26 protein-coding genes are annotated in these 24358 nt (G+C 71.0%); 16 read left to right on the top strand and 10 right to left on the bottom strand.

Going from position 1 to position 24358, the window contains the following annotated elements:
• Window positions 1-7 precede the first annotated feature (7 nt).
• From ACIBVL_RS38740 to ACIBVL_RS38720, 5 genes are all read left to right on the top strand, one after another.
• Window positions 8-217: a hypothetical protein gene (locus tag ACIBVL_RS38740; RefSeq protein ID WP_399105149.1), complete on the top strand. Its 210-nt coding sequence runs from the start codon at window positions 8-10 to the stop codon at window positions 215-217.
• Window positions 214-1059, top strand: a complete 846-nt coding sequence (locus tag ACIBVL_RS38735; protein ID WP_399105147.1) for a zf-HC2 domain-containing protein — start codon at window positions 214-216, stop codon at window positions 1057-1059. The genes ACIBVL_RS38740 and ACIBVL_RS38735 overlap by 4 nt, the downstream gene beginning before the upstream one ends.
• Window positions 1060-1204: 145 nt before the next feature.
• Complete coding sequence (locus ACIBVL_RS38730) at window positions 1205-2086, top strand: ATP-binding cassette domain-containing protein (RefSeq protein WP_399105145.1); 882 nt, start codon at window positions 1205-1207, stop codon at window positions 2084-2086.
• The gene (locus ACIBVL_RS38725) at window positions 2083-3639 is read left to right on the top strand and encodes an ABC transporter permease (protein WP_399105143.1); all 1557 of its coding nucleotides are present in this window, start codon (window positions 2083-2085) and stop codon (window positions 3637-3639) included. Before ACIBVL_RS38730 ends, ACIBVL_RS38725 begins: the two co-directional genes overlap by 4 nt.
• Before the next feature lie 92 nt (window positions 3640-3731).
• Window positions 3732-4403 carry an ABC transporter gene (locus tag ACIBVL_RS38720; RefSeq protein WP_399105141.1) on the top strand — a complete coding sequence of 224 codons (672 nt, stop codon included), beginning with the start codon at window positions 3732-3734 and terminating at the stop codon, window positions 4401-4403.
• A 94-nt stretch (window positions 4404-4497) separates the two neighbouring features.
• Here the strand turns inward: ACIBVL_RS38720 and mshD are convergent, their stop codons facing one another.
• The gene (gene mshD / locus ACIBVL_RS38715) at window positions 4498-5424 is read right to left on the bottom strand and encodes a mycothiol synthase (protein WP_399105139.1); all 927 of its coding nucleotides are present in this window, start codon (window positions 5422-5424) and stop codon (window positions 4498-4500) included.
• A gap of 157 nt (window positions 5425-5581) precedes the next feature.
• Here mshD and ACIBVL_RS38710 point away from each other — a divergent pair, with 157 nt between their 5' ends.
• The 3 genes from ACIBVL_RS38710 (at window position 5582) to ACIBVL_RS38700 (ending at window position 9754) form a co-directional block, all read left to right on the top strand.
• Complete coding sequence (locus ACIBVL_RS38710; RefSeq protein ID WP_399105137.1) at window positions 5582-7384, top strand: bifunctional metallophosphatase/5'-nucleotidase; 1803 nt, start codon at window positions 5582-5584, stop codon at window positions 7382-7384.
• 227 nt (window positions 7385-7611) lie between these two features.
• Window positions 7612-7734, top strand: a complete 123-nt coding sequence (locus ACIBVL_RS38705; protein WP_399105135.1) for a hypothetical protein — start codon at window positions 7612-7614, stop codon at window positions 7732-7734.
• 250 nt (window positions 7735-7984) lie between these two features.
• Window positions 7985-9754, top strand: coding sequence for an ABC transporter ATP-binding protein (locus ACIBVL_RS38700; RefSeq protein ID WP_399105133.1), 1770 nt, complete (start codon window positions 7985-7987; stop codon window positions 9752-9754).
• 14 nt (window positions 9755-9768) lie between these two features.
• On the opposite strand, the gene ACIBVL_RS38695 is transcribed toward ACIBVL_RS38700, so the two are convergent.
• From ACIBVL_RS38695 to ACIBVL_RS38660, 8 genes are all read right to left on the bottom strand, one after another.
• A complete protein-coding gene (locus ACIBVL_RS38695; RefSeq protein WP_399105131.1) occupies window positions 9769-10512 on the bottom strand; it encodes a response regulator transcription factor in 744 nt (247 codons plus the stop codon).
• A 61-nt stretch (window positions 10513-10573) separates the two neighbouring features.
• A complete protein-coding gene (locus ACIBVL_RS38690; RefSeq protein WP_399105129.1) occupies window positions 10574-12667 on the bottom strand; it encodes a pectinesterase family protein in 2094 nt (697 codons plus the stop codon).
• A 163-nt stretch (window positions 12668-12830) separates the two neighbouring features.
• Window positions 12831-14282 (bottom strand): ATP-binding protein, encoded by a 1452-nt coding sequence (locus tag ACIBVL_RS38685; protein ID WP_399105127.1) that lies wholly within the window; start codon window positions 14280-14282, stop codon window positions 12831-12833.
• On the bottom strand, window positions 14279-15016 hold the full coding sequence (locus ACIBVL_RS38680) for a response regulator transcription factor (RefSeq protein WP_399105125.1): 738 nt from the start codon (window positions 15014-15016) through the stop codon (window positions 14279-14281). Before ACIBVL_RS38680 ends, ACIBVL_RS38685 begins: the two co-directional genes overlap by 4 nt.
• A 109-nt stretch (window positions 15017-15125) precedes the next feature.
• Complete coding sequence (locus ACIBVL_RS38675) at window positions 15126-15353, bottom strand: hypothetical protein (RefSeq protein WP_399105123.1); 228 nt, start codon at window positions 15351-15353, stop codon at window positions 15126-15128.
• Window positions 15354-15385: 32 nt separating this feature from the next.
• On the bottom strand, window positions 15386-16549 hold the full coding sequence (locus tag ACIBVL_RS38670; protein ID WP_399105121.1) for a S1C family serine protease: 1164 nt from the start codon (window positions 16547-16549) through the stop codon (window positions 15386-15388).
• Between the two features lie 150 nt (window positions 16550-16699).
• The gene (locus tag ACIBVL_RS38665) at window positions 16700-17722 is read right to left on the bottom strand and encodes a LacI family DNA-binding transcriptional regulator (RefSeq protein WP_399105119.1); all 1023 of its coding nucleotides are present in this window, start codon (window positions 17720-17722) and stop codon (window positions 16700-16702) included.
• A 126-nt stretch (window positions 17723-17848) separates the two neighbouring features.
• A complete protein-coding gene (locus tag ACIBVL_RS38660; RefSeq protein ID WP_399105117.1) occupies window positions 17849-18628 on the bottom strand; it encodes a response regulator transcription factor in 780 nt (259 codons plus the stop codon).
• Window positions 18629-18843: 215 nt separating this feature from the next.
• Here ACIBVL_RS38660 and ACIBVL_RS38655 point away from each other — a divergent pair, with 215 nt between their 5' ends.
• The 8 genes from ACIBVL_RS38655 (at window position 18844) to ACIBVL_RS38620 (ending at window position 23938) form a co-directional block, all read left to right on the top strand.
• On the top strand, window positions 18844-19683 hold the full coding sequence (locus ACIBVL_RS38655) for an alpha/beta hydrolase (RefSeq protein ID WP_399105115.1): 840 nt from the start codon (window positions 18844-18846) through the stop codon (window positions 19681-19683).
• A 41-nt stretch (window positions 19684-19724) separates the two neighbouring features.
• Window positions 19725-19979 carry a MoaD/ThiS family protein gene (locus ACIBVL_RS38650; RefSeq protein WP_399105113.1) on the top strand — a complete coding sequence of 85 codons (255 nt, stop codon included), beginning with the start codon at window positions 19725-19727 and terminating at the stop codon, window positions 19977-19979.
• A 2-nt stretch (window positions 19980-19981) separates the two neighbouring features.
• Window positions 19982-21163, top strand: coding sequence for a hypothetical protein (locus ACIBVL_RS38645; RefSeq protein ID WP_399105111.1), 1182 nt, complete (start codon window positions 19982-19984; stop codon window positions 21161-21163).
• Window positions 21164-21275: 112 nt separating this feature from the next.
• A complete protein-coding gene (locus tag ACIBVL_RS38640) occupies window positions 21276-22013 on the top strand; it encodes a DUF2993 domain-containing protein (protein ID WP_399105109.1) in 738 nt (245 codons plus the stop codon).
• A gap of 196 nt (window positions 22014-22209) precedes the next feature.
• Window positions 22210-22293 carry a putative leader peptide gene (locus tag ACIBVL_RS38635; RefSeq protein ID WP_352348054.1) on the top strand — a complete coding sequence of 28 codons (84 nt, stop codon included), beginning with the start codon at window positions 22210-22212 and terminating at the stop codon, window positions 22291-22293.
• 140 nt (window positions 22294-22433) lie between these two features.
• Window positions 22434-23279, top strand: a complete 846-nt coding sequence (locus ACIBVL_RS38630; RefSeq protein ID WP_399105107.1) for a sulfurtransferase — start codon at window positions 22434-22436, stop codon at window positions 23277-23279.
• 35 nt (window positions 23280-23314) lie between these two features.
• Complete coding sequence (locus ACIBVL_RS38625) at window positions 23315-23602, top strand: DUF1416 domain-containing protein (protein ID WP_020122955.1); 288 nt, start codon at window positions 23315-23317, stop codon at window positions 23600-23602.
• Between the two features lie 75 nt (window positions 23603-23677).
• On the top strand, window positions 23678-23938 hold the full coding sequence (locus ACIBVL_RS38620) for a DUF3099 domain-containing protein (protein WP_399105104.1): 261 nt from the start codon (window positions 23678-23680) through the stop codon (window positions 23936-23938).
• Here ACIBVL_RS38620 and ACIBVL_RS38615 read toward each other — a convergent pair.
• Entirely contained in the window at window positions 23932-24294 is a 363-nt protein-coding gene (locus tag ACIBVL_RS38615; RefSeq protein WP_399105102.1) for a DsrE family protein, read from the bottom strand. The two genes, ACIBVL_RS38620 and ACIBVL_RS38615, sit on opposite strands and share 7 nt — an antisense overlap.
• Window positions 24295-24358: the final 64 nt, after the last annotated feature.

The following is a 24358-nucleotide window of genomic DNA, read 5'->3' as shown; positions in this document are numbered from 1 at the left end:
GCGGTTCATGGACGGGGGACGCGGCACACCCGGGTCCGTGCGGCGCCCCGGCCGCGCGGGTGACACCGGTCTGCGCTGGTACGCGCAGGCGGAGGCCGTGGCCACCGACGGGGAGCGCGCGAGATGGCACCGGGCGCAGCGCCCGACGGCGGGCGAGGCGGCGGCGAACACCCGCCCGAGCAATGGCATCGACCAGCAGAGGGAGGCACGGGCATGACGTGGCACGTGGCGGAAGAAGATCTGCGCGCCTACGCCCACGGCGAGTTGGCGCCGCCCCTGCTGTGGTCCGCCGACACGCACCTCACCGCGTGCGCGGAGTGCCGGGCCCGGCTCGCGCACAGTGCCGACCCCGTGGTGCTGGACGCCGGCTGGGAGCGGCTGGACGCCGAGCTGGACGCGCCCCGGCCGAGCCTCACCGAGCGGCTGCTGGTGCGGCTCGGCGTGGCCGACCACACCGCGCGGCTGCTGACGGCCACCCCGATACTGCGCCGCTCCTGGCTGCTGTCGGTGCTGTTCCTGCTGGTCATGACGGTGCTGGCAGGACGCGTCGCGGACACGCCGGCGCTGTTCCTCGCGCTCGCCCCGCTGCTCCCGCTGGCCGGCGTCGCCCTGTCCTACGGCCCGGCCCTCGACCCGACGTACGAGATGGCCGTGGTCGCCCCGCTGCACGGCTTCCGCCTGCTGATGATCCGAACGGTCGCGGTCCTCACCGCGGGCCTGGCGCTGAACGGCCTGGCGACCCTCGCCCTCCCGGGGTACGGACTGATGGCCCTGGCCTGGCTGCTGCCCGCCCTCGCCCTCACCGCGACCGCCCTCGCGCTCTCCGCGCGGCTGGGCCCGGTCCTCGCCCCCGCGCTGGTCGGCGGCGCCTGGCTGACCCTGCTCGTGGTGGCCCACGAGCGGGCGCGGACCGCCGACAGCACCCTGGCCCCCTTCACGGCGGCCGGCCAGTCCGCCGCGGCGGCGGTCGTGGTCCTCGCGGCCCTGCTGCTCTACCAGGTGCGCGACCGCTTCGACACCCGCCCCCTGGGCGGTTTCCCGGGCGACGGCACGGCATGACACGGCCGCCTTCCGGCCGGGGGCACGGCACGACACGGCCGCCCTTCGGCCGGGGGGCACGGCATGACACCCCCTCCCGGACGGAAGCCCGGCATGACACCGCCCCGTCCGCCCATCGCACTTTCAGGAGCCCCAGGAGTCCCGCATGACCATCGATCCCCTCGCCGAACGCACCACCGTGCGGGCCACCGACCTGTCCCTGCGCTACGGCGGCACCCGCGCCCTCGACGGGGTCTCGCTGCGGTTGACGCGTGGCGTCACCGGGCTGCTCGGTCCCAACGGCGCCGGCAAGACCACCCTGTTGCGGGTGCTGGCCACGGCCGTACCGGCCGACGGCGGCGAGTTCACCGCCCTCGGCCACGACCCCGGCACCACCGGCGGCCGCCTCGCCCTGCGCCGCACGCTGGGCTATCTGCCCCAGACCCCCGGCTTCCACCCCGACTTCACCGCCTTCGAGTTCGTCGACTACGTGGCGATCCTCAAGGAGCTGACCGACCGGGGCGCCCGCCACCGCGAGGTACGCCGCGTCCTGGACGCAGTCGACCTGGCCGATGTGCGCGGCAAGCGCCTCAAGCGGCTCTCCGGCGGTATGCGCCAGCGCGTCGCCCTGGCCGCCGCCCTCGTCGGTGATCCCGGCTTCCTCGTCCTGGACGAGCCGACCGTCGGCCTGGACCCCGAACAGCGCATGCGTTTCAGGGACCTGATCGCCCAGGCGGGCGAGGACCGCACGGTCCTGCTGTCCACGCACCAGACCGAGGACGTGGCGATGCTCTGCCACCGCGTCGTCGTCCTGGTCCGCGGCCGGGTCCGCTTCGAGGGCACCCCCGCCGAGCTGACGGCCCGCGCGGCCGGCCGGGTCTGGAGCAGCGCGGAACGCGACCCGGGCGCGCTGGCGGGCTGGCGCACCGGCCTGGGCACCTTCCGCAACATCGGCGACCCGCCGGCGGACGCCGATCTGCTCGAACCCACCCTGGAAGACGGTTACCTGCTCGCCCTGGACGGCGAGAGCGCGGAGGTGACGGCATGAGCAGCGTCACCACCACCCCGGTCACCGGACCGGCCCCGGCCCTCGCCGAGCCCCCGCGCGACGGCGGCCGCATCCGCGCCGTCCTCGCCCTCGCCCTCTTCGAGACCCGCGAACTGCTCCTCCAGATCCAGATCCTGTTCTTCCTCGCCATCGAAGTCGGCCTCGTCGCCCTGCGGATGATCCGCCAGGAGGGCATGGACGACTACCCGATCCTCAACATGGCCGACCGCGCCACGCAGTCGGCGGGACTGTTCGCCATCGCCGTCCTCGTCTGCACCAACGCGGCAGCGCTGCGTTCGCGGAGGCACGCCACGGAGCAGCAGTTCGCCATGCTGCCCATGGAGCCCTGGCGGCGGACGGTCGCCCATCTGCTCTCCGTGGTCCCGTTCGCGGCGCTCGTCGCGGTCCTCGTCGCGGTCGAGTACGTCCGGGAGGCCATGAAGCCCGGCGCGATCGGCCACGGCTCGCTCGGCGAACTGGCCGTCGCCCCCCTGACGACCCTGCTGGCCGGCGTCGTGGGAGTGCTGCTGGCCCGCGCGCTGCCCTCCCCCTTCGTCCCCATACTGTTCGTCATCGCGCTGTACATGGCCATGGTGGCCGCGTCGGCGGCCGGCGGCGAGGACGAGTGGTGGGGCTGGCTCTCCCCGCTCGTCCTCGCCCCGGACGGCGGCGGCGACCCGGTACCGTCCGACCTGCTCGGCCGCCCCGCGGCCTGGCACGCCGTGTACATGCTGGGCCTGTGCGCGATCGTGGCCTGTGCCGCCCTGCTGTACTCCGGCGGCCGCACCCGAGCCGTCAAGGCCGCGACCGCCCTCGCCCTCGCGACCACCGCGGCCGGCGTGATCGGCCAGATGCCGCACGACACGGCGGCCCTGGAGACGGCGCGACGGACGGCGACCGAGACCCCCGAGAAGGTCCAGTCCTGCACGAAGCTCGACGGCTCGACGTACTGCTCGTTCCCCGAGTGGGACGGCGTACGGTCCCACTGGGCCGAAGTCGTCGACCGCGTCCGGTCCCTGGCCGGAGGCGCGGCCGCCACCACACCCCTGACCGTCCGTCAGCGCATCGACGTCAGCGGTGGTGTGGAGGTCGACAGCACCCTCGCATCCTCCACCATCGCCGGCCAGGTCACGGTCGGCACCCGCTGGGGCGGCAACCGGGTCCCGGAGTTCGCGGTCGGGGCCGCCTCGGTTCTCGTCGCGGGCACGGAGGCGGCGGCGGAGCAGCACATGTGCAACGCCCGGGCAGTGACGGTCATGTGGTTGGCGCTGGGCGCCGACCCCACCCCCATGGCCACGTTCAAGAACGTCCGGCTGAACGACAGCGCCAAGGGCTCGGACTACGCCCTGACCCCCACCAACCCGCTGCACCTGACGGCCGACCAGACGACCGTCGTCCGGGAGCTCCTGAAGCGCCCGCGCGCCGAGATGACGGCCCGCGTCAAGACCCACTGGAAGGAACTGACCTCCACGACCACGACGACGGCCCAGGCCGCGCGGCTGCTGGGGGTCCCGGTGCCGAAGGAGGCGGAGTCGTGCGACGACTCGGAGTAGGAGAAGCGGCGGGAGCGGGAGAAGGAGCAGGAGTGGGAGCGGGAGAAGGAGTGGGAGCGGGAGAAGGAGTGGGAGTGGGAGAAGCAACAGGCATGGCCGGAAAACGACAGGTCTCAGCAGCCCTGCTCCGATCCCTGGTGCCCCCGCTGTGGCGCACCCTCCCCTGGCGGCGCCTGACCACGGCCGCCGCCCTGGGCCTGCTGCTCGCAGCGAGCACCCGCCTCCCCTCCGCCGCCCCGGACCACGAGCTCGGCCTGCTCGTCCTGCGCCTCACCGCCCTCGCCGGCGCCCTGGGCCTGGCCTTCCTCCTCGACGACCCGGCCCGCAACACCAGCGCGACCACGCCGATCGGCCGCCCGGTCCGTACGGCCCTGCGCCTGGCCCTGGCCGCGCCCCTCGCCGCGGTCTGGTGGACGGCGGCGCTCCTCCTCGTCCCGTCCCCGACGCGCCCCCCACTGGCTCCGGTCACCCTTCAGGCGGCGGCGATGGCCGTCGGCGCCGTCGCCCTGGCCACGGTCGCGATCCGCTTCACGGACACCGCGGAGGTCGGCAGGAACACCGCGATCGCCCTGGGCACCGCGACCGCGACAGCGATCCTGGTCCCCAACCGCTGGGGCCTGCTGGCCACGCCGGCCGATCCCTGGTGGCAGGAGACGCAGCTGAGGTGGGCTGCGGTCCTGATGGTGACGGTGGGGGTGCTCGCGCTCTGGACACCGGAGCGCTTGCCGCGCAGGTCAGGTCATCCCAGCCCGTCCGACGTCTGAGGACGAGGCCCCTCGGGGGCCGAAGCGGAGATCCCGGGGCGGCGGCCCCCAGGCCCGGTCACCCGGACGACCGCTCACCGAACAACCGGCGCGCTCACGTCTCGGTCCGGTACATCAAGTCCGTCTCATGGGTGACGAAGCCGAGCCTCTCGTACACCGACACCGCCGCCTTGTTGTCGGCGTCGACGTACAGCATCGCGGTGGGCAGGCCCTGCGCCGCGAGATGCCGGAGGCCGATCGTGGTGAGCGCCTTGCCGAGCCCGCCGCCCTGGGCGCCGGGGGCGACGCCGAGGACGTACACCTCGCCGAGTTGTTCCTCCGCGTGGACCTTGGTCCAGTGGAAGCCGATGAGCTGGTCCCCGCGGAAGGCGAGGAAGAAGCCGGCGGGGTCGAACCAGGGCTCGGACTTGCGGTCGTCGAGGTCGCGCTGCACCAGCGAACCCTGCTCGGGGTGGTGGGCGAAGGCCGCGGCGTTGACGGTGAGCCAGGCGGCGTCGTCCTGGCCGGGGACGAAGGTGCGGACGGTGACGCCCTCGGGCAGCACCGGGTCGGGCAGGCCGAGATCGGTCAAAGGCCGCCGCATCTGTCGCAGTTCGCGGAACAGGGTGAGACCGAGGACCTGGGCGAGATGACGGGCGGCGGAGTGGCCGCCGTGGGCCCACACCCGCAGCCGCTTGCCGGAGGCGGCGAGCAGGGCGGAGCCGAGGGCGCGGCCGTGCCCGTGGCCGCGGTGCGAGGGGTGGACGACCAGCTCGGCGGCCGGCGCCTCGACCGGGTCGGTGTCCTCCAGCTGGGCGTATCCGACGAGTTCGCCGCCGATGGTGAGGACCAGGTGGGCGACGCCCTCGCGAGCGCCCCCGCGCAACTGCAGCCGACCCTGTTCGGACACCGCCTGCTGACCGTCCGTACGGGCGGCTTCCGCGAGCAGTTCGAGGACGGCGTCGGTCAGTTCGGGGGAGAGCGCGGAGAGGGTCTCGATGGATCGGGAGCCGTGGGGCCGTGCGATGTCGTCGCTGGTCATGCGTACGAGGGTAAGGGGCGGGCGCCGCAAAGTGGGGGCAAAGAGGAGGGCAAAGGGAAACCAGGATGTAACCACGAACCCCCTGTTTCGCTACGCGCGTTGACCTTAGGCTGCGCCGGACGGGGCCACCTACTTCAGCCGATTCACAGGGGGGCGCATGCCAGCCACTTCTCAGCCGTACCCCAGCAGCAGACGTCGTACGTACCGCCTGCTCGCGGCCGCCGCGGGTCTCGCCACCGCGGGGGCCCTCGCCGCCGCGCTCCCGGCGGACGCCCACGACGCACAGCACGGCAAGCCGCTGCCGAGCCGCTACCAGGACGTGCAGCTGCTCTCCTTCAACGACCTGCACGGCAACCTGGAGCCCCCGTCCGGCTCCTCCGGCCGGGTCACCGAGCTGCAGGCGGACGGTACGACGAAGACGATCGACGCCGGTGGCGTCGAGTACCTCGCGACCCACCTGCGCGAGGCCCGCAAGGGCAACGCGTACTCCATCACCGCGGCCGGCGGTGACATGGTCGGCGCCTCCCCGCTGATCTCGGGCCTGTTCCACGACGAGCCCACCATCGAGGCGCTGAACAAGCTGGACCTGGACGTCACCTCCGTCGGCAACCACGAGTTCGACGAGGGCGCGAAGGAACTGGCCCGTCTGCAGTACGGCGGCTGTCACCCGACGGCCGGCTGCTACACGGACGAGGAGTTCGGGGGCGCCGACTTCCCCTACCTGGCCGCCAACGTGCTGAGCGAGAAGACCGGCAAGCCGATCCTCGCCCCGTACTGGGTCTGGAAGAAGAAGGACGTCAAGATCGGCTTCATCGGTGTGACGCTGGAGGACACCCCGGGTGTCGTCTCCGCCGAGGGCGTCAAGGGCCTGAAGTTCAAGGACGAGGTCGAGACGATCAACAAGTACGCCAAGGTGCTGCAGCGCCAAGGCGTGAAGTCGATCGTCGCCCTCATCCACGAGGGCGGTCTGCCGGCGTCGGGCGCGTACAACTACGACTGCGACTCCCCGGGCGCCGGCGCCGGTGTCTCCGGCCCGATTGTTGACATCGCGAAGAACATCACCCCGTCGGTGGACGCGCTGGTCACCGGCCACACCCACGCCGCGTACGCGTGCACGATCCCCGACCCGTCGGGCAAGCCGCGCACGGTCACCTCGGCCGCGTCCTTCGGCCGCCTCTACACGGACACCACGCTGACGTACGACCGCTTCACGGGCGACATCGCGCGTACGGCGGTGAAGTCGGCGAACCACGTGGTCACCCGGACCGTCGCCAAGGCGCCGGACATGACCGAGCTGATCAGCAGGTGGAACACCCTCGCCGCCCCCGTCGGCAACCGCGCCATCGGCTACATCTCGGCCGACATCCCCAACACGGGCACCGAGTCCCCGATGGGTGACCTGATCGCGGACGCGCAACTGGCGTACGGCAAGGAGCTCGACCCCGGGACCGACCTCGCGCTGATGAACCCGGGCGGCGTCCGGGCCGGCCTCACCTACGCGGCCAAGGGCGGCGAGGGCGACGGCGTGGTGACGTACGCCGAGGGCTTCACCGTGCAGCCGTTCTCCAACACCGTGAACCTGCAGGACTTCACCGGCGCCCAGCTGATCCAGGTGCTGAAGGAGCAGGTGAGCGGGACGAACACGAGCGCGCCGAAGATCCTGCAGCCGTCCGCCAACCTGACGTACACCCTGGACCTGACGAAGACCGGAGCCGACCGGGTCGTCACGGACTCCATCAAGGTGAACGGCACGGCCGTCGACCCGGCCGCCACCTACCGCATCGCGACGAACAGCTTCCTCGCGGGCGGCGGCGACGGCTTCACCACCCTGGGCCAGGGCACGGGCGACCTCGTCGGCACCGACGACCTCGCCGCCCTGCAGCAGTACCTGACGGCCAACTCCTCGGCGACCGCCCCGATCGCCCCGCCGGTGACGAACCGGATCACGATCGTGCAGTAGCCCCCGCTCTGCCTTCGGCGAGGCCGCCGCGTCACGGACGCGGCGGCCTCCGCGCGTTTAAAACCTGTGTGAGCACCCGTGTGGTTCCCGAATCCGCCTGAAAACTAGTTTCAGCTGTAATTCATCGAGGTCTCAGCGGAATTGGCTTTTCCTGCCTCTGGCGTCCCGTAGTGTTTTCCATGTCGAAAGCGAACGACGCGAAAGCGAACAGAGCGAAGGAGAACGCCATGAGCTTCCACAAGATCGCCCCCGTCAAGAAGACCCACAAGCCCGCACCGAAGCCCGCCGCCAAGAAGAAGGCCGCTCCGAAGCCCGCTCCGAAGCGCCGCCCGGTGTCCCATAAGGGCTGACGCGAAATTCACAGCAGCACATAGCAAGCACTCATAAAACAGCGAGGTAATTCCCATGAGCTTCCGTAAGATCGCCCCGGTCGCCAAGAAGAACTGCAAGCCCGCCGCCAAGAAGAAGACCGCCCCCAAGCCCGCCCCGAAGCGCCGCCCGGTCGCGCACCAGGGCTGACGGGACGCCACGAGGCGGGGCCACCACCGGTGGCCCCGCCTCGGCCATGTACGGGAAGTCATGTACGGGAAGGAGTCGACGATGAGGGAAGCCCGTGGGGCCTTCCGCCGCTTCTGGCCGCTGACCCGCGGCGACCGCAGGTGGATGCTGGTGATCGTGGCCTGCGTGGTGGTCTCCGCGCTCGCCGAGACCGCCTCCATCCTCCTGTTCGCCGAACTCACCGACCACGCGCTGAAAGCGGGTTCGCTCTCCGCCTTCTGGGGACCGGCCGGCGCCTGGCTGGTCGTCGCCGCGCTGGGCGCGCTCGTCGGCTACCTGGGCAACTCGCTGGCGACCTGGACGGCGGAACGATTCGTCCTGCGCCTGCGCGCGAAGACGTTCACCCATGTCCAGGACCTGCCACCCCACTTCTTCCAGCGGCACCGCCAGGGCGATCTGGTGGAACGCCTGACGGGGGACGTGGAGGCGATCGAGCAACTGGTCGTGTCGGGTGTCGTGGGCACGATCTCCGCGGCCTTCTCCGCCCTCTTCTACGCGACCGCCGCCCTGTACCTGCGCTGGGACCTGGCCCTGGCCACCTTCCTCCTCGCCCCGCTCTTCCTCCTGGCCGCCCGCCGCTTCTCCGGCCGCATCAAGCAGGCCTCGCAGGACGAACGGGTCGCGGACGGCGCGATCACCTCGGTGGTGGAGGAGTCCCTGGGCAACGTCGTCCTGACCCAGGCGTACAACCGCCGCGCCGACGAGGAGCGACGCCTGGAGGGCGAGGCACGGGCCTGGATGCGGGCGAGCGTACGCGGGGCGCGGCTGAGCGAGATGTACGAGCAGTTCGTCGAGGTCGTGGAGACCCTCTGCGTCCTGTCGGTGATCGGCCTCGGCGTCTGGGAGATCTCGGCCGGCCGTATGACCCTCGGCACTCTCCTCGCCTTCGCCGCCTTCATCGGCTACCTCTACCCGCCGGTCCGCAGCCTCGGCCAACTGGGTCTGACGGTCACCGCGGCCACCGCGGGCGCGGACCGCATCGCCGAGATCCTGGACGCGGAACCCGCTGTCCACGACCCGGCCGACCCGGTCCCGTCCTGGCCGGTCCTGGGCCGGCTCAGCTTCCACGGCGTCGGCTTCACCTACCCCGACGCGCCCCGCCCCTCCCTCCGGGACGTCACCTTCGCCGCCGGCCCCGGCGAACTGATCCTGGTCACCGGCGCGAGCGGAGCCGGCAAGTCCACCCTCGCCAAGCTCCTCACCCGCTTCTACGACCCCGAGGCGGGCGTGATCTGCCTGGACGGCGTGCCCCTCACGGACGTACCCCTGGAATTCGTCCGCGAGCACATCGCCCTCCTCCCCCAGCAGACCCTCGTCCTCAACGGCACGATCCGGGAGAACATCGCGTGCGGGCGCCCCGGCGCGACGGACCCGGAGATCGAACAGGCGGCCCGGGGCGCGGCGGCCCACGACTTCATCACCGCCCTGCCCCAGGGCTACGACACCCCGATCGCCCCCGGGACCGCCGCCCTCTCCGGCGGCCAGCTGCAGCGCGTCGCCATCGCCCGCGCCATGCTCCGCGCGGCCCCGGTCCTCGTCCTCGACGAACCCACCGCCGGCCTCGACTCGGTGGCCGCCCGCCGGATCGTCCAGCCCCTCCGCCGTCTGATGGCCGGCCGTACGACGATCATGATCACCCACGACCTCAGCCTCGCCCCCGACGCCGACCGCGTCCTCGTGATCGACGACGGCCGACTGGTCGACGAGGGCACCCACGACGACCTGATCGTGCGCTGCCCGTCCTACGCCCGGCTGACCGAGCCCTGGGCGCGCAACCGCCCGGCGGAGGACACGCTGGTGCTGAGGCTGTAGACACGGGACGCGGGTCAGCCCGCCCGCAGCATGTAGCCCAGCCCCCGCACCGTCTGGATGAGACGGGGTTCGCCGCGCGTCTCCAGTTTCCGGCGCAGGTACATGACGTAGACGTCGAGGGTGTTGGAGGTCGGTTCGAAGTCGAGGCCCCAGACGTCGTGAAGGATCTGGGCGCGGCTGAGGACCCTGGCCGGATGGCGCAGGAGGTACTCCAGGAGGGAGTACTCGGTGCGGGTGAGGTCGAGGAGGCGGCCCCCTCGGATCACCGAGCGGGTGGACAGGTCCATGGCGATGTCATGGAAGGCCAGAAGGTCCGCCGCGGCGGGCTCGCGGGGTGCGGGTGGGCGACGGGTGGCGCGGCGCAGGAGGGCGCGGACCCGGGCGAGGAGTTCCTCCGCCGCGAAGGGTTTCATCAGGTAGTCGTCCGCCCCGTTGTCGAGGGCGACGATGCGGTCGCCCACGGCGTCCCGGCCGGTGATCATCAGGATCGGGACGGTGCTGCCGGAGGCCCGGATCCGGCGGGTCGCGGCCAGGCCGTCGAGGCCCGGCATGGTGACGTCCATGAGGACCAGGTCGGGGGCTCCGCCGGGGGCTCCCAGGAGGTCGAGGGCGAGGCGGCCGTCGCCGGCGAGGACGGTCTCGTAGCCCTCGAAGCGCAGCAACCTGCCGAGGCCCTCCCGTACGTCCACGTCGTCGTCGGCGAGCAGGATCCGCCCCGCCGCCCCCGTCCCGGTCCCCTTCACCACGTCATTCACCATCCCCTCACGGTGCGGCGAAGGACTGTGGCCGACCTGGCAGAAGGGTGTGGACGGGCTGGGATCACGTCGCCGACGGGGTCCAGTCGCCCAGCCAGTCCGCGACCTCCTGGTCGGCGGCCTGGGCGGCGGTCAGCTGGGGACGGTCGCTGCTCGCGCTGCCCGCGCCCGCGCCGGTGTTCTGGTACTCGGCGAAGCGGTCGTCCTTCCAGGAGAAGCCGCTCATGTCGGTCCAGGGGGTGGTCTTGATGGCGGCGCTCAGGACCGTGTTGCGGACCGTGGTCTGCGGGTCGAGGGTCGCGTCGCCGCCGGCGTGCCAGGGCCTGCCGAGGTGGAAGCTGCGGTCGGAGACGTCGCCGTTCACCGTGGAGTTGGCGATGAGGAAGCCCTTGCGGCCGGCGGCGGTCGACGGGGCCGTCACATACCCCGCCGAGGTGCCGTTCCAGCGCTTCTTCAGCGTGATGACCGACTTGTCGATCACCGCCGTCGCCCGGCCGAAGACGAAGTCGACGTTGCCGATGACGTAGGAGTTGGTCATGTAGACGCGGCCCAGCTTGTCCTTGGACGCCGTGTCCACCAGCAGGGTGTCCTGATCGCCGCTGACGATGACACCGTCGAGGAACACCTTGTCGGCGGACGTGCGCAGGGCGACCGCCTGCTGGGCGATGTCCTGGTGGGCGGCCTCGTCGAAATCGTTGGAGATCGTCAGGTTGCGGGCCTGGAAGTCGTCGGCCTCGACGGCGACGGTGGCGCTGCCGCCGGTGCCGTACGTCCCCGAGCCGTCCGGCTTCTGGGTGCCGGACGCGTTGTTGTAGACGATCACCGTGTCCTTGCGGCTGCCGCCGGATCCCTGGATGGTGACGTGCGGCTTGTTCGCCGGAACCTTGACGAGCTCGCGGTACGTCCCCGGCTTGACGGAGATGACGACCCGGGAGGGGTTGTTCGCGGGTACGGCGTTCACGGCGGCCTGGACGGTCCTGTACTGGCCGCTGCCGTCCGCCGCGACGGTGAGCGTCGTGGCCGCGGCGGCCTTCGTCGTCGTGGTCGTGGTGGTACCGAGCGAACTACGGGGTCCCGCGCCCGACTTGAGAAGAGCGGGGACGTCGGCCGTCTTGTCCGGCGTGTAGGAGTAGTACGTCTTCGGGTCCCAGGCGCCGCCCGTTCCGCCGCTCTCGTTCTTGCCCGTCGTCCCCGAGAAGACGTTGCCGCGCTGGACGAGGGTGGCGGTGCTGTCCCTGACGACCGGGTTGGTCAGGCCCTGGAAGTAGGAGTTCTCCAGCAGCATGTTGGTCTTCCCGCGCGAGTAGTTCCCGTACGACGACGTGATGTCCGTCCCCGCCACGTCCTCCAGGAAGTTGTTGTAGAGGTGCGCGTGGGCGACGTTGTCCGTGGACGGGTTGCGCTGCTCGGTCTCGCGGATCCAGTTGTGGTGGATGGTGATGTCCGCGGTGACGTTGTCGGTCCAGCCGATGCCGAAGGCCTTGTTCTCCTGGCTGAGCTTGTTCCAGGAGACGGTCAGGTAGGTGGTGTCCTTCCGGCTGTCGATCAGCCCGTCGGCCATGTGCCGGATGTCGTTGTGGTCGATCCAGACGTGGTGCGCGCCGTCCATCTGGATGCCGTCGTAGTCGTGCTCCTTGTCGTTCCAGACGCCCTGGTAGGCGTCCCGGATGGTGAGGTTCCGGATGATCACGTTGTGGACGCCCTGGCCGAGGAAGAAGCCGCCGCCGACGATCTGTCCGCTGGTACCGGACCCGATGATGGTCTTGTTCGACTGGACCTTGATCTCTTTCCCGACCGGGTCCATGTCGATGGTGGCCGCGACGACGATGACGTACGGCTCGCTCGCGGTCGCGTACTTCTCCAGGTCGGCGAGGGTCTTCACCGTGACGGTCTTGCCGTCCCGGCCGCCGTACGTCCCGTTCTGGCCCAGGGCGTCGACGGAGGCGAAGCCGTCGGCGGTGGCGGTGGCCCAGGCGGGGGCGGCGGTCGCGGCCGACGCGTTCTGCTGGGCGTCCGCGCCGAAGAGGCCCAGGTCCGTGCCGTACGCGAGGGTGCCGGCGGCGGTCAGGACGAGGGGGATGCCTGCGGCGAGTGCGGTGCGGCGCTTGCGGTGCCGGGGGCGGGAGCCGGTGCTGGGCGCGCGGCGGGATTCACTCATCTGCGGGTTCCGTTCCAGGAGGGGATCACTGGTGGGGCGTGCGTCGGTGGATGGTCGCCGCCTGGGACGGAAAGGTTGCCGTGGTCTCTCTTACGGCGCCGGGACCTCTGGAGTGACGGTTGCACCGCTGGATCTCGTGCAGTTCCTCAGGATCCTCGTCCGGCTACGGCACCTCGGGTGGAGGCGTGGCCGCCCCCGGCAGCCGTACGGTCGCCACCGTGCCGCCGCCGTGGGCGCGGGCCAGGGTGACGTTGCCGCCGGCCTGTTCGACCGTGCGGGCGACGATGGAGAGGCCGAGGCCGGAGCCCGGGAGGGCCCTCGCGCTGGGGGAGCGCCAGAAGCGGTCGAAGACGTGGGGGAGTTCGTCCTCGGGGATGCCGGGGCCGTGGTCGCGGACGGTGAGGACGCCCTCGGTCAGCTGGACGTCGATCGTGCCGCCCTCGGGGCTGAACTTCACCGCGTTGTCCAGGATGTTGACCACGGCGCGCTCCAGCGCGGCCGGCTCCGCCCTCGTGAACCAGGGCTCCAGATGCGCGTTGATCGTCAGCTCGGGGCCGCGCAGCCGGGCCCGGCGCAGGGCGGCCTCGACCGTGTCCTCCAGGGACACCACCTGGACGCGTTCCCCGCGCTGGCCCTCCGATCGGGACAGCTCCTGAAGGTCGCCGATGAGCGACGCCAGCTCCGTCATCTGCGCCTTCACCGAGGCGAGGAGCGCCTTGCGGTCGGCGGCGGGGATGGGGCGGCCCGTCTCCTCGCTGCGGGTGAGGAGTTCGATGTTCGTACGGAGGGAGGTGAGGGGGGTGCGGAGTTCGTGCCCGGCGTCCGCGATCAGCTGCTGCTGGAGCTCGCGGGAGTTGGCGAGGGAGGCGGTCATGGAGTTGAACGACCGGGAGAGACGGGCCACTTCGTCTTCGGCGTCGTCCTCGACGGGGATGCGGATCCCCAGGTCCTCGGTCCGTGCGACGTGCTCGACCGCCTCGGTGAGCTCGTCGACGGGGCGCAGGCCGGCACGGGCCACGGCGAGACCGGCGGCGCCGGCGCCGAGGACACCCACGCCGGAGACGAGGAGGAGGATCAGGGCCAGTTCGTTGAGGGTGGACTGGGTGCTCTTCAGTGACACGGCGATCATGAGCGCGGTGTCTTTGACGATGTACTGCCCATCGGCGCCGTCGACGATGAGCGGCATGGTCAGCACGCGCACCGGGTCGCCCTCCTTGTCGACGCCGTTGCGGAAGACCTTCTCCTGCTGATCCTTGGCCACGTTCTTGTCGCTGCCGGTGACCTTCACCAGCGCGGTGGAGGAGCCGTAGAGACAGGACTTGCCGTTCGACTGGACCAGCTGGGAGTACCCCTGGAAACGCGGGCCGCCGATCGGGAACGCGTCGGAAGGGGACTGCGCACACGTGCTGAGCGCTGCGGCCACGAGCTGTGCCGGCTGCGCACGAGAACTGCCCTGCTCAAGGTCGTTGTTCAGCTCTTCGTACAGCTTCCCCTGCACAATGAACCAACACGTCACCGAAACCGCCGCCACCGCGAAAGCCACAGCGGCGGCGACCAGCATCGACAGCCGGGCCCGAATGGGAAGGGTCCGGAACCGTCGTAGCAGCTTCCTCACTCCGCGCCGCCCTGTCGCAGCACATACCCCACACCCCGCACGGTGTGCACGAGGCGCGGTTCGCCGCCGGCTTCCGTCTTGCGGCGCAGGTACATCACGTACACGTCCAGGGAGTTGGAGGACGGCTCGAAGTCGAAGCCCCAGACCGCCTTGAGGATCTGCTCACGGGTGAGGACCTGGCGCGGGTGTGCCATGAACATCTCCAGCAGCGTGAACTCGGTGCGGGTGAGCTCCACGGGACGCCCGCCTCGCGTCACCTCCCTCGTCGCGAGATCCATGCGCAGGTCGGCGAAGGTGAGGGCCTCGTCCTCCTCCATGGCGGCCGAGCCGGCCGCCGCCGCGTAGGAGCTGCGCCGCAGCAACGCACGCACCCGGGCGAACAGCTCGTCCAGTTCGAACGGCTTGACCAGGTAGTCGTCGGCGCCCGCGTCGAGGCCGGTGACGCGGTCGCCGACCGTGTCGCGGGCCGTGAGCATCAGGATGGGAGTGGTGTCGCCCGCCCCGCGGATGCGGCGGGCCGCGGTGAGGCCGTCCATGCGGGGCATCTGGATGTCGAGGACGACCAGGTCGGGGCGGTAGGCCGTCGCTTTTTCCAGGGCGTCGGCGCCGTCGACGGCGACCTCCGTGTCGTAGCCCTCGAAGGCCAGGCTGCGCTGGAGTGCTTCGCGCACCGCCGGCTCGTCGTCGACGATCAGGATGCGCTGGGTGTCACGGTCGCCTTCGGCGGGGCTCATGGGCGTGGATCCTCGGGTGCGGGGGAACGGGGCGGCAGACGGGGCGTGCTGAACGACTTCAGCCTCGCATGTCTCCCGGCCGGCGCGTAGAGAGCGGTGCGGCGTGAGATCAGCCGCGCATCGCCGCGATGCGGTTCAGCGGCACCTTGCGGCGGTGCGGGCGGGCGGCCGTGGTGTGCAGGCCCATCAGCTGCGGGACCGGCTGCGGGGCCGCCACCTCCGGTGCCCGTACGACCAGCTGCCGCACCGGCGCGTGCAGCTCGTACACCACGTCGAGGGCCAGGGCGAGGTCGGCCGCGCCGACACCGGTCACCGTGTGCGAAACCTGCTTGATCATGACGTACTCCCTGCTCGGACTCGGTGGATGTGTCAGCTGTCGGAACCGCCGGCCCGCAGGCCGGCCAGGTCGGACTTGACGGTGTTGATCGGGATGGCGAAGCCGAGGCCGACGCTGCCGGCGTCCGAGGACGACGCGGACGACGCGGCGGAGTACATCGCGGAGTTGATGCCGATGATGTTGCCGCTGGCGTCGATGAGCGCGCCTCCGGAGTTGCCGGGGTTGAGGGACGCGTCCGTCTGGAGCGCCTTGTAGGTGGTCGTGGAGGTACCGGTGTCGCCGTTGAACTGTTGGCCGCCGAACTCGAAGGGCCACTGGCCGTCGCCCTGCTGTTGCTGCTGGCTCTCGTCGGTGGACACGGTCACGTCCCGGTTGAGCGCGGAGACGATCCCGCTCGTCACGGTGCCGGTCAGCCCCTCGGGGGAGCCGATCGCCACGACCTGGTCACCGACCTGGACCCCGTCGGAGTCGCCGAGGGTCGCCGCCTTCAGGCCGGAGGCGTTCTCCAGCTTGATCAGCGCGAGGTCCTTCTTGCTGTCGGTGCCGACGACCTTCGCGGTGTACGACTTGCCGTCGCTGGTCGTCACCTTGATCGAGGAGGCGCCGGTGATGACGTGGTTGTTGGTGACGATCTCGCCGTCGCTGGTGATGATCACGCCGGAGCCGGTGGACGACCCGTTGCCGAGGGTGGCGTTGATCTCGACGACGCTGGGGCTGACCGCCGCGGCGATGGTCGCGACGTTACCGGTCTTGCTGGAGGGCACCACGCTGGTCGTGGTGGACGAGGAGACCACCGTGTCCTTGCCGGTCAGCTCCTGGATGCCGTACGCCGTGCCGCCGCCGATGGCCGCGGCGACGATCGCCACGGCGGCGAGCAGCGCCAGCGGGCCGCGGGTGCGCTTCTTCCTGCCGCCGGCCGGAGACTCGGGGGCGGGCTCGGCGGCCACGGGGGTGAGGAGAGCGGTTCCGCCGCCGCTGCCGTCCCCGCCCGCGGAGGCCTCGGCCTGCGTCTGCCACACCGCGGTGGGCTCGACCACCGGATGCTGCGCCGGCTGCTGCCGAGCCGGCTCGTACGCGGGCGGGGGCGGCCACTCCGGGTTGACGGGGGAGGAAGCGTGCTGCTGGGCGCCCTGGTACGGGTTGTCGAAGTGCTCGTGGCTCTCGTACTCGCCGCTGCGGCGGATGCTCTCGGTCATGACAAGAAGCTTGTCCCGCGACCATGAGAGCTCCCTGAGTGCTCCCTGAGAAGCCCGCCAGAACCTCGTTCGCCCGAAATAAAGACGGATCCGTGCGTCTGGGCGGGTCTCTCAGAAACCCTTCATACGGTCAGCTCCACGCGTATGCGCTCATGCGCAGCCGCACGACTGCCGCACCACCAACCGCGACGGAAACACCTTCAAGCGCTCCCGCCGCGACCCCGCGACCCGCACCCCGTCGTCCAGGACCAGGTCCACCGCCGCCCGGGCCATGGCCGAGCGGTCCGAGGCGATCGTTGTCATGGGCGGGTCGGCGAGCGCCGCTTCCTTGATGTCGTCGAAGCCGATGACCGCGAGCTCGCCGGGCACGTCGATGCGCAGCTCGCGGGCCGCGCGCAGCAGGCCGATCGCCTGGTCGTCGGTGGAGCAGAAGATCGCGGGCGGCCGGTTGGGGCCCGACAGCAGGTCGAGCGCGACGCGATAGGCGTCGTAGCGGTTGTACGGCGCCTCGAAGAGCCGGCCCTCGGTGCTGACGCCGGCGTCGGCCATGGCCCGCCGCCAGCCCTCGACATGGTCGGAGACGGGGTCGCCGACGGAGGGTGTCTCGGCGGTGCCGCCCATACAGGCGACGTACTCGTGGCCGTGTTCCAGGAGGTGCCGCACGGCGAGCCGGGCGCCGCCCACGTCGTCGGTGACGACGGCGACGTCGTCGATGGCCTCGGGGCGTTCGTGCAGCAGGACGACCCGGGCGTCCCAGGCCTCGATCTCGGCGGCGGCCAGGTCGTTGAGCGCGTGGCTGACCAGGATCAGGCCGGAGACGCGCATCCCGAGGAAGGCCCGCAGATAGTGGACCTCGCGCTCGCCGACGTAGTCGGTGTTGCCGACGAGGACCATCTTTCCGCGCTCGGACGCGGCCTGCTCGACCGCGTGCGCCATCTCGCCGAAGAAGGGCTGACGGGCGTCCGGGATGATCAGACCTATGAGGTCCGTGCGCCGGGACGCCATCGCCTGGGCGACCCGGTCCGGCCGGTACCCCAGCTCCTTGATCGCGGCGAGGACACGCTCGCGCGTGGCCGGGGCGACCGGCCGGGGTCCATTGTTGATGACGTAGCTGACGACGGCGGTGGAGGTACCCGCCAGTCGTGCGACGTCGTCCCGAGTCACCTTGGCCACGCGCGGAGTCTACGCGGATGGACCCGCTCTGGGCAGGGCGTACGTCACGTTCCCCAGCCGGAGGCGATGCCTCCGACGAGCGGATCCGGCCGGTACCGGTGGGTAACCGATCGGTACCGGCCAGTACTACGCCTCCGTCGAGACTTCTTCGGTGTCCAGAGCGGTCGCGTTGTCCGCTTCGTCCGCCTTTGCCCGCTCGGCCTTGGTCTTCGCGTCCTCGGCGCCGCGTTCGGCCTTCTCGGGCGTAACGAATCGATAACCCACGTTCCGGACGGTGCCGATCAGCGACTCGTGCTCCGGACCGAGCTTGGCGCGCAGCCGTCGTACGTGCACGTCGACCGTACGGGTGCCGCCGAAGTAGTCGTAGCCCCACACCTCCTGCAGGAGCTGTGCGCGCGTGAACACCCGGCCAGGATGCTGGGCCAGGTACTTCAGCAGCTCGAACTCCTTGAAGGTGAGGTCGAGGACCCGGCCCTTCAGTTTCGCGCTGTACGTCGCCTCGTCGACCGACAGATCACCGTTGCGGATCTCCATCGGGGAGTCGTCGTTGACGATCTGCTGGCGGCCCATGGCCAGCCGCAGGCGCGCCTCGACCTCCGCGGGGCCCGCCGTGTCCAGCAGAACGTCGTCGATGCCCCAGTCGGCGGTGACGGCGGCGAGACCACCCTCGGTGACGACCAGGATGAGTGGACAGCCGGGCCCGGTGGAGCGCAGCAGCTGGCACAGGCTGCGCACCTGCGGAAGGTCGCGGCGGCCGTCGATGAGGATGACGTCGGCACCGGGGGTGTCGACGAGAGCGGGGCCTTCCGCCGGAGCCACGCGGACGTTGTGCAGCAGCAGACCGAGGGCAGGAAGCACCTCTGTCGACGGCTGGAGGGCATTGGTCAGGAGCAGCAGAGAACTCATACGTCTGGTTCCTCCTCGGTCCCTGCGAGGACGTTTGCGGCACTGCGGCACTGCACTGCACGACTGCACAGCGATCTGCGGTCTGCTCTGCGATCCCGAAGGCCCGTACACCGGCGGTCACCTGGAGTTTCCCGCTTCGTATACAACGCGTCCGAAAGCACAAAAGGACCCGGGGGCTACGCTGCCCGAGTCCTCTGTCCAGCAGAATAGCCCACATGAGCAGCAGTCCGGCAGGTCATGTGGCGCGTTCCATCGATCGTCCGCATCCCGAGACGGGCAGTGGTACCCCATTGCGGACGTTTCTGCCCACCACCGACGGGATTTCCATCGATTCCGTATATGACCCGGGTGCGGTCGTATACAACACCTCGGCGTCATCCACCGGTCACCTCGTGTTCGTCGTGGCCCACGGCTTCACCGGCGACGTGGACCGCCCGCACGTGCGCCGTGTGGCGGACGCCCTCGCCCGGCACGGCGCCGTCGTCACCTTCTCCTTCCGCGGCCACGGCCGCTCCGGCGGGCGCTCCACGGTCGGCGACCGGGAGGTGCTCGACCTGGCGGCGGCGGTGGAGTGGGCACACGCACTCCAGCCCCACGCGCGCGTGGCCACCGTCGGCTTCTCGATGGGCGGCTCGGTCGTGCTGCGGCACGCGGCCCTCCACCAGGGAGTGGACGCCGTCGTCTCGGTGAGCGCGCCGGCCCGCTGGTACTACCGGGGAACCGCCCCCATGCGCCGGCTGCACTGGCTGGTCACCCGCCCCGAGGGCCGCCTGGTCGGCCGCTACGGCTTCCGCACCCGTATTCATCACCGGGAGTGGGACCCGGTGCCGCTCTCCCCGACGGAGGCCGTCCCCCGGATCGCGCCCACGCCCCTCCTGATCGTCCACGGCGACCGCGACGGCTACTTCCCCCTCGACCATCCCCGCATGCTCCACGCGGCCGCCGGTGACCATGGCGAACTCTGGCTGGAGCCCGGCATGGGCCACGCCGAGCACGCGGCCGACGACGTCCTGCTGGCCCGGATCGGGGACTGGGTGGCCTCGCGGGCGGGCTAGCCTGAACCCTGTTGAAGAGCCGATTCGAGACAAGGGACGAGATGGCAAAGGTCACGGTGCGCTACTGGGCGGCCGCCAAGGCCGCGGCCGGGGTCGCCGAGGAGCCGTTCGACGCGGACAGCCTCGCCGAGGCCCTCGACGCCGCGCGGGCGCGACACCCCGGGGAACTCGTACGTGTCCTGCAACGATGCTCGTTCCTCGTCGACGGTGACCCCGTGGGCACCCGTGAACATGAGACGGTACGGCTGGCCGACGGCGGCACGGTCGAGGTGCTCCCGCCGTTCGCAGGAGGGTGAGGATGTCCGACCAGCAGCCGTATCAGCAGTATCCGGGCTACGACCAGCAGGGCTGGCCCGGCGAGCAGCAGGGGTACGACGACCCGCAGGCCCACCTCCAGTACACCCAGCAGTGGCAGGGCCAGACCTGGGAGACCAACGTCCAGCCGCAGGTCCCCGCGGCCGACCCGGCCGAGTCGGCGTACCCGCCGCAGCAGGGGTACGGCGCCGGGTATCCGCAGCAGGGCTACCACGGCGGATACGCGGCGCCCGGTGCCGCCACGCCTGTCGCGGACCCCGGCCACATGGCGCCGGGTGCTGCCGGCGGGACGACGGCCCCGGGCGGGGGATGGTCTCCCGACGCCGCCCCGGGCGGTGGGGCCGGGTCCCCCGACGCCGGGGGCGACGCTCCCGGCTACGGCCCCGCCACCCTCGCCGGCAACGCCCGTGTCACCGATGCCCAGCGCGCCCGTCTGGAGGGGCGCTCGCCGATCATCGAGCCCGGCATGCAGCCAGCCGCGCTCACCGCGCTCCTCGGCCTGCTCCTGTCCGGTGCGGCGGCTGTCGGGTCGTACGCCCTTCTCGTCCCGCTCGTCGTCCTGCAGGCCGTCACGGCCGCGGGCTGGTTCCGGCTGAACGGCATGTGGCCGGCCCGGCAGGGCATCGCGCTCGCCTTCCTCGGCGCGCTGGTCTCGGACGTGGCGCTCCTGGCGGCCGGCCGCGAGAACGCGCCCGCCGCGATCCTCGGCACCCTGGGCGTGTGGGTGCTGCTCTGCCTGGTCCTCCAGCTGCGCTCGCACGCCGACCCGGACGAGCGGATGTACGGCCTGATGGCGACCGTCGCCTCCTCGGCGCTGGCCGTCGTCGCCACCGGGCACCTCGGCGCCGACCCGGACGCGGTGACCGTCGGCGCTGCGGCGGTCGCGGTGGCGATCCTGGCCCGTGCGCTGCAGCTGCCCACCCCCGCCTCGGTCGTCGTCTCGCTGCTCGCCGCGGCGGGCGCCGGTATCGCGGTCGGCGGGATGACAGGCATGGGCGCGCCGGGCGCGCTGCTCGGTGCCGGCGCGGCGGGGTGCGCGCTGATCGGCCACCGGGTCGCGAGCTACGACTACCCCTCCCGTTTCGTGCACTTCACGGCGGGCGTGGCGCTGCCGCTGGCGGCCTCCGCACCGGCGGTGTATGTGCTGGGGCGGGCGCTGGGGTAAGGATCGGTCAAGGTCTGTCACAGCCGATCGACAATCCCCGGGGCGCCCCTCCGCTCAGGGTTACGGTGGATCGTCCAACCGACTGTCGGGCCACCCGGGGGAACAAACGGCAATGCGTGCTCTTCGAATACTGCTGATCGTCGTGGTGATCCTGGGCGGCCTGTTCGTCCTCGCGGACCGTCTCGCCGTCCACTTCGCCGAGGGCGAGGCCGCGGACAAGCTCAGGACCAGCGAGGGCCTCGCCGAGACCCCGGACGTGTCCATCAAGGGCTTCCCCTTCCTCACCCAGGTGGTCGGCGGCTCGCTGGACGACGTCGAGGTCGGCATCAAGGACTACGAGGCGGCCACCGGCACCAACGGCCGGACGATCCGCATCGACGACCTCCAGGCCGACATGAAGGGCGTCGAGTTCTCCGGCGACTACAGCTCCGCCACCGCCGCCACGGCCTCCGGCACGGCGACCGTCGCCTACGACGAGCTGCTGAAGACCGCCAAGTCCGAGCCCACCCAGGTCGCGCCGGGCGTCACCGCCCGCGTCATCGGCCTCTCCGACGGCGGCAACGGCAAGATCAAGGTCACCGTCGAGGCGACCGTGTTCGGCAAGACGCTTCCGCAGCCCGTCTCCGTGCTGAGCACGGTCACCGCCGAGGGCGACACCGTGCGTGTGCACGCCGACTCGCTGCCCAGCTTCGGCGGGGTGACCGCGGCCGAGAACGAGGTGCGCTCGATCACCGACTTCGAGCAGAAGATCGACGACCTGCCCGGCGGGATCCAGCTCGACAAGGTCGAAGCGGGGAAGAGCGGTGTGGAGATCACGGTGAAGGGTTCGAACGTGCGGCTGGCCGGGTAGGACCCCGGCGCCGGAGGGCGGTGTCCGAAGGGCGAGACGCCGCCGTCCGTACCGTAGATGTGATGGCGGATACACGCGCCCGGAGGCCCTGCGGCGACGGCTCCGGGCGCGCTTCTGTCCCACTATGCGGACGATCGCGTCTCATTATTCGGAGCGCTGGTGACATGCCCACCTTTACATCCCTACGATCGACCGCATGATGCAGCGACAGGCGGATCTCACGAAGCGGCGGGCAGTCGACCTGTGCCGCGTCGCCGCCATGCTCTGTCGCACCGTCTGAAGCGGAAGCGCCGCCGGCCTTCCGCGCCTCCCGGCGCCCTCGAACCGAGGGCATCCGTGCGCCGGCCGCCGGCGAGACCCGGCCGCGCACCCTCTCTTTCTTGCACACCCCTGCCGTAACTGCCCCGGAGGAGAACGAGCATGAGCCGCAGCGACGTCCTGGTCGACGCCGACTGGCTGCAGGACCACTTGGACGACGAGAACATCGCCGTCGTCGAGGTGGACGAGGACACGTCGGCCTACGAGAAGAACCACATCAAGAACGCGATCCGGATCGACTGGACCAAGGACCTCCAGGACCCGGTCCGCCGTGACTTCATCGACCAGGAGGGCTTCGAGAAGCTCCTGTCGGCGAAGGGCATCGGCAACGACACCCTGGTGATCCTGTACGGCGGCAACAACAACTGGTTCGCGTCCTACGCGTACTGGTACTTCAAGCTGTACGGCCACGAGAACGTCAAGCTCCTCGACGGCGGCCGCAAGAAGTGGGAGCTGGACGCCCGCGAGCTGGTCGACGGCACCGAGGTGCCCGAGCGCCCGGCCACCGACTACAAGGCCAAGCCGCAGGACACCTCCATCCGCGCCTTCCGCGACGACGTGGTGGCGGCCATCGGCTCGCAGAACCTGGTCGACGTCCGCTCGCCCGACGAGTTCTCCGGCAAGCTGCTCGCCCCGGCGCACCTTCCGCAGGAGCAGTCGCAGCGCCCCGGCCACGTCCCCTCGGCCCGCAACATCCCCTGGTCGAAGAACGCCAACGACGACGGCACCTTCAAGTCGGACGACGAGCTCAAGGAGCTCTACGCCGAGGAGAACGTCGACCTGGCCAAGGACACCATCGCCTACTGCCGTATCGGTGAGCGCTCGGCCCTGACCTGGTTCGTCCTGCACGAGCTGCTCGGCGTCGAGAACGTCAAGAACTACGACGGCTCCTGGACCGAGTACGGCTCCCTCGTCGGCGTGCCGATCGAGCTCGGCGCCAACAAGTAAGTCCGCCCCCCTTTTCAAGACCTCTGGAGAAGCACATGTGTGGAGCGAAGGCCGGCGGCCCCGACGCCTCGACGATCAAGCCCGGTGAGACCACGATCCAGGGCCAGGTGACCCGCGACGGCGAGCCGGTGGTGGGCTACGTCCGCCTCCTCGACTCGACCGGCGAGTTCACCGCGGAGGTCCCCACCTCCGCCACCGGACAGTTCCGCTTCTACGCGGCCGAGGGCACCTGGACCGTCCGCGCCCTCGTCCCCGGCGCCACCGCCGACCGCACGGTCGTCGCCCAGCAGGGCGGCCTCGCGGAGGTCGCGATCGCGGTCTGAACCACCGACCGGCGAAGGGCCGCATCCCGTGGGCCGAACACCCCGGGAGGCGGCCCTTCGGCCTACCCTGAAGTCATGTACGCCCGCCGCCGGCACGCCTACTTCGCCATGATGGGCACCTGCCTCGCGCTCTTCGTCCTGGCGTGGGGCGTCGTGCGCATCTGGTCGGTGCCGGTGGCCGTGGGCATGTGCGTGGTCGCCATGGTCATCCCGCCGCTCGCCGCGATGGTCGCCAACCGGCGCGGGCCCGAGGACCGCTGGTGGGACGACCCCTCCGGCGACCCGAAGTCGGACGAGTGGTGGGACGAGCTGGACGGCAAGAAGCGCCGTCAGTAGACCAGCGCCTGGGTGTCGTCGGCGAGTGCCTCCTGCACGAAGACCTGCGCCCCCGCGATCCGTACGCCCTCCAGGACGTCCTTCTCCGTGATGTCCCGCCGGGCCGCGCACTGCGTGCACAGCGTGAGCCGGCCGGCGGCCAGGACCGAGTCGATCAGGTCGGGCAGCGGGGCGGCGTGCGGCAGCTCGAACTCCGCGGCCCGGCCCGGCAGCGCGAACCACGCGGACTCCCCGGTGAGCCACAGGGAGACCTCCACACCGCTGGCCACGGCCACCGCCGCGACCGTGAACGCCTGCGAGCACCGTTCGGGGGCATCGGCCCCCGCGGTCACCTTGATCACGAGCTTCTTCGCCATGCCCGAATCGTAATCAACGCCTTTACAACTCCTTGTGTTGACCATGGGTCTCCTGTGAAGCGCG

Origin of the sequence: Streptomyces sp. NPDC049687, from assembly GCF_044465285.1 — a bacterium.
Classification (GTDB): domain Bacteria; phylum Actinomycetota; class Actinomycetes; order Streptomycetales; family Streptomycetaceae; genus Streptomyces.
Note: the sequence above shows the minus strand (reverse complement) of the source record. Positions and strands in the feature narration are given on the sequence as shown.

Excerpts from the sequence above, each read along its gene's own strand:
- ACIBVL_RS38655 (WP_399105115.1), top strand. The coding sequence starts at position 18,844 with ATGAGCAGCAGTCCGGCAGGTCATGTGGCGCGTTCCATCGATCGTCCG.
- ACIBVL_RS38630 (WP_399105107.1), top strand. The coding sequence starts at position 22,434 with ATGAGCCGCAGCGACGTCCTGGTCGACGCCGACTGGCTGCAGGACCAC.
- ACIBVL_RS38680 (WP_399105125.1), bottom strand. The coding sequence starts at position 15,016 with ATGAGCCCCGCCGAAGGCGACCGTGACACCCAGCGCATCCTGATCGTC.
- ACIBVL_RS38725 (WP_399105143.1), top strand. The coding sequence starts at position 2,083 with ATGAGCAGCGTCACCACCACCCCGGTCACCGGACCGGCCCCGGCCCTC.
- ACIBVL_RS38625 (WP_020122955.1), top strand. The coding sequence starts at position 23,315 with ATGTGTGGAGCGAAGGCCGGCGGCCCCGACGCCTCGACGATCAAGCCC.
- ACIBVL_RS38695 (WP_399105131.1), bottom strand. The coding sequence starts at position 10,512 with ATGGTGAATGACGTGGTGAAGGGGACCGGGACGGGGGCGGCGGGGCGG.
- ACIBVL_RS38620 (WP_399105104.1), top strand. The coding sequence starts at position 23,678 with ATGTACGCCCGCCGCCGGCACGCCTACTTCGCCATGATGGGCACCTGC.
- ACIBVL_RS38670 (WP_399105121.1), bottom strand. The coding sequence starts at position 16,549 with ATGACCGAGAGCATCCGCCGCAGCGGCGAGTACGAGAGCCACGAGCAC.
- ACIBVL_RS38710 (WP_399105137.1), top strand. The coding sequence starts at position 5,582 with ATGCCAGCCACTTCTCAGCCGTACCCCAGCAGCAGACGTCGTACGTAC.
- ACIBVL_RS38690 (WP_399105129.1), bottom strand. The coding sequence starts at position 12,667 with ATGAGTGAATCCCGCCGCGCGCCCAGCACCGGCTCCCGCCCCCGGCAC.
- ACIBVL_RS38705 (WP_399105135.1), top strand. The coding sequence starts at position 7,612 with ATGAGCTTCCACAAGATCGCCCCCGTCAAGAAGACCCACAAGCCCGCA.
- ACIBVL_RS38700 (WP_399105133.1), top strand. The coding sequence starts at position 7,985 with ATGAGGGAAGCCCGTGGGGCCTTCCGCCGCTTCTGGCCGCTGACCCGC.
- mshD (WP_399105139.1), bottom strand. The coding sequence starts at position 5,424 with ATGACCAGCGACGACATCGCACGGCCCCACGGCTCCCGATCCATCGAG.
- ACIBVL_RS38635 (WP_352348054.1), top strand. The coding sequence starts at position 22,210 with ATGATGCAGCGACAGGCGGATCTCACGAAGCGGCGGGCAGTCGACCTG.
- ACIBVL_RS38730 (WP_399105145.1), top strand. The coding sequence starts at position 1,205 with ATGACCATCGATCCCCTCGCCGAACGCACCACCGTGCGGGCCACCGAC.
- ACIBVL_RS38720 (WP_399105141.1), top strand. The coding sequence starts at position 3,732 with ATGGCCGGAAAACGACAGGTCTCAGCAGCCCTGCTCCGATCCCTGGTG.
- ACIBVL_RS38740 (WP_399105149.1), top strand. The coding sequence starts at position 8 with ATGGACGGGGGACGCGGCACACCCGGGTCCGTGCGGCGCCCCGGCCGC.
- ACIBVL_RS38675 (WP_399105123.1), bottom strand. The coding sequence starts at position 15,353 with ATGATCAAGCAGGTTTCGCACACGGTGACCGGTGTCGGCGCGGCCGAC.
- ACIBVL_RS38640 (WP_399105109.1), top strand. The coding sequence starts at position 21,276 with ATGCGTGCTCTTCGAATACTGCTGATCGTCGTGGTGATCCTGGGCGGC.
- ACIBVL_RS38735 (WP_399105147.1), top strand. The coding sequence starts at position 214 with ATGACGTGGCACGTGGCGGAAGAAGATCTGCGCGCCTACGCCCACGGC.
- ACIBVL_RS38645 (WP_399105111.1), top strand. The coding sequence starts at position 19,982 with ATGTCCGACCAGCAGCCGTATCAGCAGTATCCGGGCTACGACCAGCAG.
- ACIBVL_RS38615 (WP_399105102.1), bottom strand. The coding sequence starts at position 24,294 with ATGGCGAAGAAGCTCGTGATCAAGGTGACCGCGGGGGCCGATGCCCCC.
- ACIBVL_RS38660 (WP_399105117.1), bottom strand. The coding sequence starts at position 18,628 with ATGAGTTCTCTGCTGCTCCTGACCAATGCCCTCCAGCCGTCGACAGAG.
- ACIBVL_RS38650 (WP_399105113.1), top strand. The coding sequence starts at position 19,725 with ATGGCAAAGGTCACGGTGCGCTACTGGGCGGCCGCCAAGGCCGCGGCC.